This is a genomic window from Agromyces albus (genome assembly GCF_004134825.1).
Lineage (GTDB): Bacteria > Actinomycetota > Actinomycetes > Actinomycetales > Microbacteriaceae > Agromyces > Agromyces albus.
Genome location: NZ_SDPN01000002.1, coordinates 16,499 through 29,969 on the forward strand (window position 1 = coordinate 16,499; position 13,471 = coordinate 29,969).

13 protein-coding genes are annotated in these 13,471 nt (G+C 70.2%); 7 read left to right on the top strand and 6 right to left on the bottom strand.

Going from position 1 to position 13,471, the window contains the following annotated elements; all coding sequences use genetic code 11:
* Window positions 1-5: 5 nt before the first annotated feature.
* Complete coding sequence (locus ESP51_RS01265; RefSeq protein ID WP_206737151.1) at window positions 6-1,535, bottom strand: multicopper oxidase family protein; 1,530 nt, start codon at window positions 1,533-1,535, stop codon at window positions 6-8.
* Window positions 1,519-1,992 carry a hypothetical protein gene (locus ESP51_RS01270; RefSeq protein WP_129519077.1) on the bottom strand — a complete coding sequence of 158 codons (474 nt, stop codon included), beginning with the start codon at window positions 1,990-1,992 and terminating at the stop codon, window positions 1,519-1,521. The genes ESP51_RS01265 and ESP51_RS01270 overlap by 17 nt, the downstream gene beginning before the upstream one ends.
* 197 nt (window positions 1,993-2,189) lie before the next feature.
* Here ESP51_RS01270 and ESP51_RS01275 point away from each other — a divergent pair, with 197 nt between their 5' ends.
* The 3 genes from ESP51_RS01275 (at window position 2,190) to ESP51_RS01285 (ending at window position 6,124) form a co-directional block, all read left to right on the top strand.
* Window positions 2,190-4,259 (top strand): sensor histidine kinase, encoded by a 2,070-nt coding sequence (locus ESP51_RS01275; RefSeq protein ID WP_129519078.1) that lies wholly within the window; start codon window positions 2,190-2,192, stop codon window positions 4,257-4,259.
* Entirely contained in the window at window positions 4,252-4,929 is a 678-nt protein-coding gene (locus ESP51_RS01280; RefSeq protein ID WP_338420331.1) for a response regulator transcription factor, read from the top strand. Before ESP51_RS01275 ends, ESP51_RS01280 begins: the two co-directional genes overlap by 8 nt.
* 109 nt (window positions 4,930-5,038) lie before the next feature.
* Entirely contained in the window at window positions 5,039-6,124 is a 1,086-nt protein-coding gene (locus tag ESP51_RS01285) for a hypothetical protein (protein WP_129519079.1), read from the top strand.
* Between the two features lie 167 nt (window positions 6,125-6,291).
* Here ESP51_RS01285 and ESP51_RS01290 read toward each other — a convergent pair whose 3' ends face one another.
* The 4 genes from ESP51_RS01290 to ESP51_RS01305 form a co-directional block, all read right to left on the bottom strand.
* On the bottom strand, window positions 6,292-7,557 hold the full coding sequence (locus ESP51_RS01290) for an RNA polymerase sigma factor (protein ID WP_241842912.1): 1,266 nt from the start codon (window positions 7,555-7,557) through the stop codon (window positions 6,292-6,294).
* Window positions 7,539-7,919 (bottom strand): YciI family protein, encoded by a 381-nt coding sequence (locus tag ESP51_RS01295; RefSeq protein ID WP_129519080.1) that lies wholly within the window; start codon window positions 7,917-7,919, stop codon window positions 7,539-7,541. Before ESP51_RS01295 ends, ESP51_RS01290 begins: the two co-directional genes overlap by 19 nt.
* A gap of 18 nt (window positions 7,920-7,937) precedes the next feature.
* Window positions 7,938-8,516, bottom strand: coding sequence for a dihydrofolate reductase family protein (locus ESP51_RS01300; RefSeq protein WP_129519081.1), 579 nt, complete (start codon window positions 8,514-8,516; stop codon window positions 7,938-7,940).
* Window positions 8,517-8,599: 83 nt separating this feature from the next.
* On the bottom strand, window positions 8,600-9,493 hold the full coding sequence (locus ESP51_RS01305; protein WP_129519082.1) for an aldo/keto reductase: 894 nt from the start codon (window positions 9,491-9,493) through the stop codon (window positions 8,600-8,602).
* A 191-nt stretch (window positions 9,494-9,684) separates the two neighbouring features.
* On the opposite strand from ESP51_RS01305, the gene ESP51_RS01310 reads away from it, so the two are divergent.
* From ESP51_RS01310 to ESP51_RS01325, 4 genes are all read left to right on the top strand, one after another.
* A complete protein-coding gene (locus tag ESP51_RS01310; RefSeq protein WP_241842913.1) occupies window positions 9,685-10,395 on the top strand; it encodes a hypothetical protein in 711 nt (236 codons plus the stop codon).
* 124 nt (window positions 10,396-10,519) lie between these two features.
* A complete protein-coding gene (locus ESP51_RS01315) occupies window positions 10,520-10,915 on the top strand; it encodes a nuclear transport factor 2 family protein (protein ID WP_129519083.1) in 396 nt (131 codons plus the stop codon).
* 9 nt (window positions 10,916-10,924) lie between these two features.
* Entirely contained in the window at window positions 10,925-11,686 is a 762-nt protein-coding gene (budA, locus tag ESP51_RS01320) for an acetolactate decarboxylase (protein ID WP_129519084.1), read from the top strand.
* Between the two features lie 151 nt (window positions 11,687-11,837).
* Window positions 11,838-13,430 (top strand): ABC-F family ATP-binding cassette domain-containing protein, encoded by a 1,593-nt coding sequence (locus ESP51_RS01325; protein ID WP_129519085.1) that lies wholly within the window; start codon window positions 11,838-11,840, stop codon window positions 13,428-13,430.
* Window positions 13,431-13,471: the final 41 nt, after the last annotated feature.

Consider the following 13,471-nt stretch of genomic DNA (forward strand, 5'->3'; position numbering starts at 1 on the left):
GCACGTCACTCGGGTCGGTTGCCGGCTGCGCCGTTGATGGTGAACGGCGTCGAGACGCCCTCGTACATGACGTGCGCCACGAGGCCGTCGACCGCATGCCCCAGGGTGTGGCAGTGGTCGCTCCAGATGCCGGGGTTGTCGGCGACGAACGCGATCTCGTACGACTCGCCGGGGTGAACGTCGAGGGAGTCGACCCACCACGGGCTGCCGGATGCCGCGACGCCGTCGCGTGAGAGCACGACGATGTGGTGCCCGTGCAGGTGCATCGGATGCACGTCGCCCGAGTCGTTGACGATGCGCATCACGACGACGTCGCCCTCGCTCACGTGGAACATCGGCACGTCGGGGAACATGCGCCCGTTGATCGTCCAGAAGTTGCCGGGGCGGCCGTCGATGAGCCCGAAGCGCCGCGCGATCACGTAGTCGAACGAGCGTTCGGGCGTGGCGGGGTCGAACGACAGCGGGGTCTGCGTGCCGTAGGCGAGCAGGTCGAGGGTCTCCGAGGGCTGGCGCGCGGCAGGCGGGACGGATGCCTCGGGGTCGCCGATCAGGATGCTGCGTGCGCCGCCGACGTGCAGCCGCGCCGCTTCGCCGCCGGGAGGCGCCTGCACCGCGACATCCGCTCGCCCGCCGGCCGGGATGAGCAGCCGCTGCCCGTCGACGTCGGTCGGCTCGTTCACCTCGTGCCCGTCGGTGGCGAGCACCCGGAACGGCGCTGCCGACCACACGGCGGCCGTGCCCTGGTCGGTGTTGATGACGCGGACCCGCACGGTCTCGCCCGGGGACGCGTCGACGCGCTCGTCGGCGACGCGGCCGTTGAGCGTGTGCTGCCCGCCGTAGACGTGCAGCAGTGCCGTTGCCTCGAGGCCGGCCGCGGTGTCCGCGGGCGACGCAGGCTCGATGATGATCGCGCCGAGCAGGCCTCCCTCGACCTGCTCGTGCGACACCTGGTGCGAGTGGTACCAGTACGTGCCGGCATCCGTCGCCTCGAAGCGGTAGACATGGCGGCCGCCGACGGGCACGGCGTCTTGCGTGATGCCCGCGACGCCGTCGGCAGCATTCGGCACGTCGATGCCGTGCCAGTGCAACGTCGCGCCGTCGGCCACCGACTCGTTCACGAGCGCGACTTCGACGAGGTCGCCCTGCCGTGCCCGCAGCTCGGGTCCTGGTGACATGCCGTTGACGGTATATCCCTCGATGGGGTGCCCGCCCGACACCTCGACGGTGTCCTGCCGAGCGACGAGCTCGACGCGCACGTCGGCGGGCCGGTCGGGATCGGCTGCCAGCGAGGTCACGTCGACGTCACTCGCGTCGCCGGCGGTTCCGGATGCCGCGGATGCACCCGGTCTGCTCGTTCCGTGCTCCGCGTGGCCGTCGTACCCGGCATGCGTGTCGCCGCTGTGCCCGACGCCCATGGTCATCACCGAGTACTCGCCGAGCAGCGTGGAACTCCAGGCGAGGGCGCCGGCGCCGAGAGCGGTCGTGACCGCGACGCCGATCGCCGCTCGGCGAAGGAGCTCACGCCGCGACGGCATCGGAGGTCGCCTCCTCGGCGGGGGTGCGCGAGATGCGCTCGCCCCGAATGCGCAGCGCGGCGATCACCGCGGCGACCACGATCGCGAGCGCGTTCGCGCCGTGGATGAGACCCAGGTAGGGCATGTCGGTGATCGAGAAGCCGAGCGTGACCTGCAGTGCCACGAGGCCGAGCGTGATCGCCGCCCACAGCTTCGCTCCTCGCACCCGCACGAAGAACGAGCCGACGAGCAGCGCGACGGCGAGGAGCGGGATGACCCCGCCGCCCACGATTCCGTGGATCCAGAAGCCGAGCTCACCGGTGCCGCCCGCCCCGCCGCTCTCGAGGAGCGCCTTGTCGACGACGTCACCGTTCGACACGCGGTTGAGCACGCCGCCGAACGCGAAGGCGATCGCGGCCGCCTGCACGACGACGCCGCCTGCGATGATCCAGGCCAGGCCTGCGTAGATCTTGCGCATGATGTCTCTCCCTGTTCGTGCGGCGCCCGGTCGCGGCATCCGCTCGACCCTCACCCTCGCGGTCGGGTGCGGATGCCGGAACGCAGCAGACCGGACCTCGCATGGCGGAGTTCCGCACGCTCGATGGGGGCTGGCTGCTAAGGGCGGACGGGGATGACCCTCTCCCGCGACACGTCGGGGAGGAGGACCATGGGACTGTGGAACGAAGGTGGGTGTGTCTGGCGACGCTCGGCCCGATCGGGGTCGCGGCTCTGGTCTACATCGTCGTCGTCCGCGGGTTCGTGGAGGGTGACGCCGATCACGGCCTCGCCTGGCCGCTGCTCGGCGCCCTCCCGTTGTTCGTGTTCGGCATGTGGCTGCTCACGGTGTCGTCGTCGCGCATCGCGGTGCTCGTCGCCCTCGCCGCGACCGCGATGCTCGTCGGCTCGGCGTATGAGACCTTCGTGCAGCGGAACATCGAGCTCCTCGTGGAGCCGTGGTTCCCGCTCTTCAACGTCGTGGGGCTCACCGCCGACGCGGTCGCCACTTCGGCGATGCTGATGATGTTCGCCACGTTCCCCGATGGTGTGACAGAGCGGCCCTGGCAGCGCATCGCCGTCGCCTTCGTGTGGACGCCGGTGCTCGTCGGGCCGCTGACCCTGCTCACGACGCAACATGTGGTGACGCCGCAGTATCTCGGCATCAGCGGCGACGCGATCCCGAACCCGTTCGCCGTGCCGTGGCTCGAGTGGGCGGCCCCGGCCGTGTACTACCTCATCGCTCAGCCATGGCCGGCGGTCTTGCTCGGGCTCGGGGTGCTCGCCTACCGCGCGCTGCTCGGCGAGCCCCGGGTTCGCACCCGCACGCGGGTCATGGCCATCACCGTCGCGGTGACCCTCGTGATGTTCAGCCTGTGGACGTTCCTTCCCGGCATCCCGCTCATCGAGTTCGGCGTCTACGCGTCGCTCATCGCGCTGCCGGTCGCTGCGATCCACGGCATCCTCCGTTTCGGCGCATTCGACATCGCCCCCGGCGACCGAGGCCGGCTGGTGGCCCGTTCCTCGAACCTGCTCATCGCCGTCGTGTACGCCATCGGCGTCGCCACACCTGCCGTGCTGCTCTCCGGTCGACTGCGGGTCGTGCCCGCCGTGCTCATCACGACGCTGGCGGCGGTGTGCCTGCTGCCTGTTCGCACCTGGATGCAACGCTGGATCCACCGCGCGCTCTTCGGCGACCGCGACCGCCAGCTCCTCATGCTGAGCGAACTCGGTGCGCGCCTCGAGCAGGCCGTCGAGCCTCGCGAGCTGCTCACCCGGCTGGCCGAGGCGGTGCGCGAGGGGCTCGGGGCGTCGTGGGTGCGGATCCGGCTCGCGTCGGCGGATGGCGTGCTCGCCGCGTCGCCGACGGGCGTCGCCGGTGACCTGGCCGGAGCCGGCGAGCCGATCGAGTCGTGCGACCTCGTGCGCGGCGACGAGAACCTCGGACGTATCGAGGTGGGCCCGCGTCGCCGCGGGGAGTACGGCGATGCCGAGCGGATGCTGCTGCGCACGGTCGCCGGCCAGGCCGCGGCGTCCGTGGCCAACGTGCGGCTCACCGCGCAGCTCGCTGAGCAGCTCGACGAGCTGACCGCCTCTCGCGAGCGGCTCGTCGCCGCGCAAGACGACGAGCGCAAGCGCCTCGAGCGCGACCTGCACGACGGTATCCAGCAGACCCTGGTGGCGCAGATCGCCGGGCTCCGCCTCGCTCGCAATCGACTGCAGCGCGCTGAGCTCACCCCCGAGGAGCTGACGGAATTGCAGGACCAGGCCCGGGAGACGCTCACCGACCTGCGCGAACTCGCCCGCGGCATCCACCCGCCGGTGCTCAGCGACAACGGTCTCGTGGCCGCGGTCGAGTCGAGCGTGGCCAGGTTCCCGATCCCGCTGACGGTCGAAGCGGATGACGGCGTTCGTGCCGAGCGGTTCCCCGCCGACGTCGAGACGACGGCGTACTACGTGGTGAGGGAGGCGCTCGCGAATACGGCGAAGCACGCGAACGCGACGCGCGCCTCGGTCGAGCTCGCGCGCAGCAACGGCCGCCTGCGGATCGCGATCAGCGATGACGGACGCGGCATCGACACGCCGTCCGCGGCGCAGGCGTCGAGCGGCGGCCTGGCGAACATCCGCGACCGGGTGGCGGCGCTGCGGGGTACGGTGAGCGTCTCGGGCAACGACCCCTCGGGCACGACCGTGCTCGTCGAGCTGCCCGTCAGACGCCCCATCGAGCGAGAGGCGGATCCCGTTGGATGAATCGGGCGTGCTGCGAGTCGTGATCGCTGAAGACAACTACCTCGTACGCGAGGGCGTGCGACGTCTCCTCGAGGACTCCGGCGAGATCGACGTGGTCGCGGGCACCGGCAACGCGACCGAGCTGCTCGACGCCGTGCGGCGTCTCAACCCCGACGCGGTGCTCACCGACATCCGGATGCCGCCCGGCCATCACATGGAGGGCATCGAGGCTGCCCGCGCGATCCGCGAGGCGCACCCCGACACGGGCGTCGTCGTGTTCTCGCAGCACGCCGACGAGAGCTACGCGCTCGCGCTCTTCGCCGATGGCTCGGCGGGGCTCGGCTACCTGCTGAAGGACCGCATCGGCGACCTCGAAGACCTCGTGCACGCGCTGCGCGAGGTGCGCGCGGGGGGATCCGTCATCGACCCGCAGATCGTCGACACGCTCGTGCGCCGCCGGAGCGCGGCCGCGGCGAGCCCGCTCGCCGCCCTGTCGCCGCGCGAGCTCGACGTGCTGCGCGAGATGGCGCGGGGCCGCACGAACGCGGGCATCGAGCAATCGCTCTTCCTCTCGTCGTCGACCGTCGAGAAGCACGTCAACGCGATCTTCACAAAGCTCCGCCTCCCCGAGACGGGCGTGCACCGCCGCGTCGCCGCGGTGCTCGCGTTCCTGCAGACCGACGGCGGATGACGCGACGACCTGACCGATCGGCTAGTGCGCGCAGGCCGCCCACGTGCTCTCCACGGCGCGTCGCGCTTCTCGTCGCCGCAGCGTCTGGCGCGACCGCTATGTTCGTCCCGTGCGTACGAACGCCGCCGTCGCGACGGCCTCGCTGATCCTGCTCGCCCTTGCCGGATGCTCCGCCGTCGCGGCCCCGACGCCGACGCAGACACCGACGTCGACCCCCGTGGCAGCCGCCCCGCTCACCTGTGATGACCTCGTGCCCGCCGGCCTGGTTGCCGACACTCTCGAGGGAGCCGATGGGGTGCCGGTCGAGCCGGTCGCCGCGGTGAAGACCGGTGATGAGTTCGAGAGCATCGTGCTCGAGGGAGCCGGCGGCCTCGCCTGCTCCTGGCGCGTCGGGAGTGGCATGCCCGAATACAACGCCCCCAGTGACTGGGCCTACCTGCGCGTGGACGTGCTGCCCGGCGCCGCTGCCCAGTGGCAGCCGTTCGAGAGCGAAGGTCGTCCGTCGACCGATACTCGCCAGGTCGCCGGTATCGAGGCGTCCGTTTCGGGCGGCGACGCCGGTTGGGCGATCTCGGCGCCCGTCGGCGACAGCTGGGTGCACGCGACCATCCGCGCCGCGGGACTCACCGGCAGCGGCAGCCGGTTCGGCGCGTTGGCGGGCGGCGGCATGATGGATCGCCTGGTGGAGGTCGCCGCGTCCGCGTTCGCCGCGATCGAGCAAGCGGATGCCGCGCAACTCGTCTGGCCCGCCATGGAGCTGCGGCAGAACGACGCGATCTGCAACGGCGGACTCGACGAGCAGGGAATCGTCGCCGCCCTGCAACTGCCGGAGGAGTCGACCGTGGAGTACGTGACGGTGGAGCCCGACGCAGCCGGCCCGAGATCCTTCGAGGAAGCGGTGAACGGTGCGGCCCGCACATTCGCCTGCGGACTCCAGGTCGATGGGATCGCGTGGGTCCGGATCTCGACGGCGCGCGGCTTCGCGCCGCTGTTCGACCGGCTGCTCACACCCGACGCGGATGCGGCATTCACACCGCTCGAACTCGCCGACGCCCCGGCCGGCGCGCGGGCGGTCACCGACTCCGAGAACAGTCGCGCGTCGACGGTGTACCTGGCGATCGGAGACTCGCTGTACAAGATCAAGGGCACGGGCGCGCCGGCCGTCGCCCAGGCGATCATCGCCCAGACGTACTGATCGATCCCACGCTCGAGACTCCTGAAAACAAGGACGCCGTCCGAGTTCGAATCCGGCGTCCTTGTTTTCAGGAGTCACCGGCCTCGTACCTGTCGAACGACCGCAGACTTGAGCGTATCCAGAGACCCGACCTCCATCCGCGACCGTTCGACCGACGGCGGGTGGTCCTACTGCACCCGGCCGCGCCGACCTTCGAGGTACTCTCGCAGCGCAGCGTCATCCGTCAGCTCGATCGCGCGTTCGTAGGCGACGGATGCCTCGGCCCCACGCCCGGCGCGGGCGAGCAGGTCTGCGCGGGTGGCCCACCAGGGCTGGAAGCGGTCGCCGCCGGGCGGCAGCGCGGCGAGGCCGGCGTCCGCGTCATCCGTGCGCCCGATGACCGCCGCGAGGGCGACCTGCGATCCGAGGCTCGGCGCGACGGCGACGAGCGCCGTGTACAGCTGCCTCACTGCGCCCCAGTCGGTGATGCCGGTGCGCCGGCGGTCGAGATGCACGGCGTGGATCGCGGCTTCAAGCTCGAAGCGGCCCGGTGTGCGCCGGCCGGATGTCGCGGCCCGGCGCAGGTACGTCTCGCCCTCGTCGATCAGTTGTGCGTCCCACGCGGCGGTGTCCTGCTCCTCGAGTGGCACGTAGGTGCCGGGGCGTCGCCGCGCGAGCGACAGGGTCACGAGCGCGGCGAGCGCCCACGCCTCGGGCTCGCGTTCGAGCAGCGAGGCGAGCGTGACCGCGAGGTGCTTCGCCTCGCCGGCGAGGGAGCTCGCATCGTCGCGCCACGTGATGGCGGCGCATCCGTACACCGCCTCGAGCACGGCGGGAAGGCGCTCGGGCATCGCGCGCCGATCGGGGATGACGAACGGGATGCGGGCGCGGGCGATGCGCCGCTTCGCCCGCACGAGCCGTTGCGCCATCGTCGGAGCGGGCACGGCGTATGCCGCGGCGATCTGCGCGGCGTCGAAGCCGAGCACGGCTTGCAGCATGAGCGGAGTGCGCGCGGCCGGGTCGATGGCCGGATGCGCGCACGTGAAGAGCAGTTCGAGCCGTCGGTCGGGGATGCGCAGCAGGTCGAGCCCGTCGAGCGGGTCGATCGCGGCATCCGTCCCTTCGAGCGGGACATTCGTGCGGACCGCCGACGACTTCCACACGTCGCGTTGCCGGTTGCGTGCCACGGTGATCAGCCAGCCCTCCGGATTCGTGGGGACGCCGGTGCGAGGCCACCGCTCGAGTGCCGCGGTGAAGGCCTCGGCGAGTGCGTCCTCGGCCAGTGCGAGGTCGCCGGTGCCGGCGGCGAGCACGGCGACGAGTCGTCCGTAGGAGGTGCGGGCCGCGTGCTCCGCCGCGGTGCGCGCTTCGGTGACGGATGCCGCGCCTGATGCCCCGCCGACGGATGCCTCACCCGCGCCAGTGCCGCCGGCGCTCAATCGTTCGGCGTCCACACGCCGTCCACGGTGTGGGTCGCACCCGGGCGGATCTCGACCGTGCCGCCCCACTCGAGCGCGGGTGCCTGCGATGCCCACTCGAGCGCCGCGTCGAGGTCGGGCACGTCGATGACGATCGTGCCGCCGAGCTGCTCCTTCGTGTCGGCGAAGGGTCCGTCCTGCACCTGCACGGATCCGTCGACCCGGCGGACCGTGGTCGCGACATCCGATGGCTGCAGCACCTCGGCGGCGATGAGCACGCCCGCCGCGTGCAGGGTGGCGGCGTAGCTCGCCATGCGTTGCATGCCCTCGGCGATGACGTCGTCGCCGATCGTCTCGGGCAATTCCTCGGCGTAATGCAGCAGCAGCGTGTAGCGCATGGTGACTCCCGTGCCGGTTCAGCGAACAGCGTACTGCGCGATGATGACGCCCGTCGTGGTGGTCATGCTGCGGCGCAGCTCGAGGTCGACGTGAGCGTCGCCGAACAGGGTCGTGCCCGTTCCGAGGACGAGCGGATGCACCAGCAGCACGAGCTCGTCGACGAGACCCGCGGCGAAGAGCGTGCGTGCCAGTTCGCCGCTGCCGAGCACGGTCACGGCGCCATCGAGCTCCCGCTTGAGCGCCGCGACGGTCTCGGCGGCGTCACCGGCCAGCACGGTCGAGTTGGGGTAGCCGAGTTCGGTGCCGCCGTCGCGCGAGGCGACATACTTCGGCGACCCGACCAGCACGTCGGTGAACGGGTTGGGGTCGGGCGTGCTCGTCCAGAAGCCGAGCAGGTCGTCGTAGGTGCGGTGCCCGAACAACATCGCGCCGCCCTTGGACATGCCCTCGCCGGCGAACCGCATCGCGACCTCGTCTTGATACGGCAGCGCCCAACCCCCGTGGGTGAAGCCGCCGCGAGTGTCCTCGTCAGGCCGTCCGGGCGCCTGCATGACGCCGTCGAGCGTGACGCTCTCGAACACGGTGAAGGTGGCCATGATGTGCTCCGATCTCGGACGCCGAATGCGGCCCGTCATCGGATGAACGAGTGACGGGCGCGCCGATCGACACCTTCGCGAAGCTACGCTTCGGGAATCGTGAGCGCGAAGGTCTCCGTCGTGATGTCGGCTGGGTTCGGTCCGCCACGCATACCGGTGTCGAGCCGGTCGATCGCCTCGAGCTCTGCCGAAGCGAGTTCGAAGTCGAACACGTCGAAGTTCTCGGCGATGCGCTCGGCGCGCACCGACTTCGGGATGGCCGAGCGACCCTGCTGCAGATGCCAGCGCAGCATCACCTGCGCAGGCGTCTTGCCGTGGTTCACGGCGATCCCGCCGATCACGTCATCGTCGAGTGTGCTCTCGCCCTCGCCGCGGTAGAACGTGATGCCGCCGATCGGCGACCACGCTTGCGTCAGGATGCCGTTCGACTCGTTCGTGGCCCTGACCTCGGGCTGCGAGAAGTACGGATGCACCTCCACCTGGTTCACGGCGGGCACCACCGAGGTCTGCGCGAGCAGCGACGCGAGGTGGTCGGGCATGAAGTTGCTCACGCCGATCGCACGCACTCGCCCGTCGGCGAGCAGGGTTTCGAGCGCCCGGTACGCCTGCACGGTCGCATCGAATCGCTTCGGCATGGGCTGGTGCAGGATGAACAGGTCGAGCACATCGACTCCGAGCTTGCGCGTGCTCTTCTCGAACGAGTGCAGCGTCTCGTCGTAGCCGTAGTCGCTGATCCACACCTTCGTCTCGATGAATACCTCCGACCGGTCGAGGCCGGAGCGCCGAATGCCCTCGCCGACCTCGCGTTCGTTCAGGTACGCGGCGGCGGTGTCGATGTGGCGGTAGCCAGTGCGGAGAGCGGATGCCACGGCCTCCACGGTCTCGTCGGGTGGCGTCTGGAACACGCCGAAGCCCAGTGCGGGCATCGTGATTCCGTTGTTCAGGGTGAGTGAGTTCAGGGTCGCTGTATCAGTCATCTGTTCGAAGCTACGCGAGTTCGGGGAGACGAGGGAGGATCTGTCAGTACCGGTTACGGCAGACCCGCCGTGTCACGGGGCCGCGCTGCGCAGCCATCCCGCGCAGCGTCGGGGGGTATCGCCGACGCGCCCGGTTCGCGTAGATTCGCAAGGCGCTACCCCCCGCGCCGAGCGAGTGACGAGGAGACACCGTGACCTACCCGCTGCACCCCGCCGACCCGAACCGAGACCCGGCCGAGCCGTTCCGAAACCTCGACCCTGCGCCCACGACGGGCTCGCCGTCGACCGTCGAGTTGCAACCCGAGACGTGGGACGACGTCGTCGATTCCCACCCGCTCACCACTGAGGAGGTCATCGAACGCCAACGGGAGCAGTTCGGCGGCGTGAAGGTCGGCTCGGCATTCTTCGGCTGGCTCACCGCCACCGGCACCGCGACCATCCTCACCGGGATGATCGCTGCCACCGGCGCTGCACTCGGCCTCGGCGTGGTGGTGCAGGACCCGGGGGCCGCCGGCGACGCCCCGCTCGACGTCGAGACGGTCGGCTGGGTCGGCGCGGGTGCGCTGCTCGTGATCCTGCTCGTCGCCTACTACTGCGGGGGCTACGTCGCGGGGCGCATGGCCCGCTTCCACGGCGCCAGGCAGGGCCTCGCCGTCTGGGTGTGGGCGCTCGTGATCGCGATCGTGGTGGCGCTCGTGAGCGTCGCACTGGGTAGCCAGTACGACATCCTCGGCCAGGCGAACGCGTTCCCCCGCATCCCGGTCTCCGATGGCGTGCTGACGATCGCGGGCATCGTCACCGCGGCCGCCGTCGCCGTCGCGAGCCTCGGCGGCGCCGTCCTCGGCGGTGTCATGGGGGACAGGTATCACCGGCGCGTCGATCGCGCCGGGCTGGAGGAGTAGCAGCGCCGCCTGACGGCTCTCGGCTGGTCGGCCGTAACGGCCCTTGACGGATGCCGGTGGCCGCACGAGGCTGAACGCATCCGGATCCGCTGAGGCGCGGGACACCGCGCGGGAGGGCAGGCTCATGGATCTCACGAACGAGAAGATCGCCCGCGCATTCTCGAGCCATCGATTCGAGGTTGCGCTGCCGCACCTCGCCGACGACGTCGTCTGGACGCTCGTCGGCGCGGCACCCATGATCGGGCCTGAGGCGGTGAAGCAGGCCTGCGCGCGCACCGCCGCGGATCTCGCCGGTGTCACGACGGAGTTCCAACGCTTCCGCACCGTGGTCGGCAATGAGAGTGTCGTCGTCGGCAACGAGAGTGTCGTGGTGGCCAACGAGAGCGTCGTGGTCGACAGCCTCGCGAGGTACACCGACGGCGGGGGAGACGTCTCGGTCGTGGCATCCTGCGACATCTACGACTTCGTCGACGGGCGCGTCAGCGAGATCGTCTCCTACACCGTCGAACTCCCCAGCTGACGTCGCTCCGTGACGAGTCGACCTCCCGACCCGCGTGCTGCGCTGACGCAGTTCGCCGTGCTCGATGCCCTGCTCGCCGGCGCGTACGAGTCCGGCCTGCCGGTCGCCGAAGCGCGCTCGATCGGTGACTTCGGCCTCGGCTGCGTCGACCATCTCGGCGGCGAGGTCGTCATCCTCGACGGCGAGGTGATCGAGTGCACGCTCGACGGTCCTCCCATCGAGATGGACGACGAGGAGATCTTGCCGTTCGCCATCGTGTGCCGATTTCCCGATGTCGCCTCGGTGGGCATTCAGGAGCAGGATCTCTCGGGATTCACGGCATCCGTCGAGCGGGCGCTCATCAGCAGGAACCTCTTCCATGCTGTGCGGTTCGACGGCGTCCTGTCGGAGGTCCGCTTGCGAATCACGCCCCGACAGCATCATCCGCTCCCGGCGCTCGCCGAAGTGACGAGCCACCAGGTCGAGACGGTCGAGAGGGCGGTACGCGGCACGTTGGTGGCGTTCTGGACGCCTGCCATTTATCAGGGAATCGCCGTCGGCGGGCTCCACCTCCATTTCCTCAGCGATGATCGAAGCTTCGGCGGACACGTGCTCGACCTCGCCGTCGACGCCGGCGACCTGCGGGTGGCGGCCTTCACCCGTTTCGACCTGCGACTGCCAACGGATGAGCTCTTTCTGCGCACGGAGCTCACCCACGCGGAGGATCACCGCATCGTCGCTGTCGAGGGAGGCGTGCAGGCAGGAGCCGGGGCGGCGCCGCCTGCGCACTGAGGGGATGCGCTGCTCACAGGGTCGGAGGCGACCCGCCGGGTAGAGTGAGGCCCGGCCCGACCGCCCGCGCCCCCGCCTGGGTGCCGTCTGCGCATGCGCCGGCTGACGACATCCCACCGCCGTATCTCCCGAATGCAAGGACACCGCACCCGTGAGCCTGATCCGCCTGAACGACGTGAGCATGGAATTCGACGGGCGACCCGTTCTGCGGGAGGCGTTCCTCAAGCTGCGGCGGGGCGACCGCATCGGCCTCATCGGCAAGAACGGCACCGGCAAGACGACGTTCCTCGAGCTCGTGCTCGGGCGACAGCAGCCGTCGGGCGGCACCGTCGACGCGAGCCTCGGCACCACGATCGGGTACTTCTCGCAGTTCTCCGAGCTCGACGGCGAGCAGAGCACCTACGAGACCCTGAGCGCCCACTTCGGCGCGGTGCACGAGACGCAGGCGCGCATCGACGCGATCGGCCTGCGGCTCGCCGAGCCGATGACGGATGCCGCGATGACGCGCCTGCTCACCGAGCAGGGCGAGCTCTTCGAACGCATGGACGCGATCGGCGGCTGGACCTACGAGAACACCATCGACACCGTGCTCACGAGCCTCGGCTTCGACGAGGAGCGGCGGCACCTTCCCGTCGACCGTTTGTCGGGCGGATGGCGCAACCGGGCCGCGCTCGCGCTGATCCTCGTGCAAGCACCCGATGTGCTGTTGCTCGACGAGCCGACGAACTTCCTCGACCTCGACGGCGTGCGCTGGATCGAGGGGTGGCTCGGCGGCTTCGCCGGCGCGGTGCTCGTGGTCTCGCACGACCGCCAGTTCCTCGACGGGGTCGTCAACCGCATCGTCGAGATCGAGAACTACCGCCTGCAGGAGTACGAGGGCAACTACTCGGCGTACGTGCACGCGAAGCAGTCGCGGCTGAAGATGCTCGAGCGCCAGTTCGCGCATGAAGAGGAGCTGCTCGCCTACGAGCAGGCCGCGTCGACCGCGCGTCGCGAGGCGGCCCGCAATCCCGCGAACGCGGTGGCCCGGAAGCTCGCCGATATCAAGAAGCGCCAGGCGCCGCGCCCGATCGACCAGATCATTACCGCCATCTACGACGGGCTGCGGGTCAGTAACGACCTGCTCACGGTCGAAGGCCTCACCAAGGGGTTCAACGGCACGCCGCTCTTCGAGGGACTCACGTTCAGCCTGCACCGCGGCGACCGCGTCGCGGTGCTCGGGTCGAACGGCTCGGGCAAGTCGACACTGCTCGACGTGCTCACGGGCGAGACTGAAGCGGATGCCGGGACCGTGCGCTGGGCGAAGGGCGTGCGCTTCGTGTCGTACAACCGGGTCTACGCCGAGCTCGATCTCGAGGACACTGTCGGACACGCGGTGAACGCCTACCCTGACTCGCTCGCGTTCACCGCGACGAAGAAGAGCGTGAACCGGTTCCTCGCGATGCTGCAGTTCTCCGACGCCGACCTGCAGCAGAAGATCGGCACCCTCTCGGGCGGTCAGCGGGCGCGCGTCGCGATCGCGCAATGCCTGCTCTCAGGCGCGGGCGTGATCGTGCTCGACGAGCCGACGAACCACCTCGACATCACTTCAACGCAAGTGATGGAGCGCGCCCTCACGCACTTCCCGGGTGCCGTCGTCGTGGTGAGCCACGATCGCTTCTTCGTCGACAAGCTCGCCGACCGGCTGCTGGTGTTCGGTGGCACGTCGCGCGTGCGCGAGACCGCGGCGACCGGGGCGCTCTGAGAGACCGCCCTCCGTCCGAAGGCTGAGAGCCGATCTTCTGT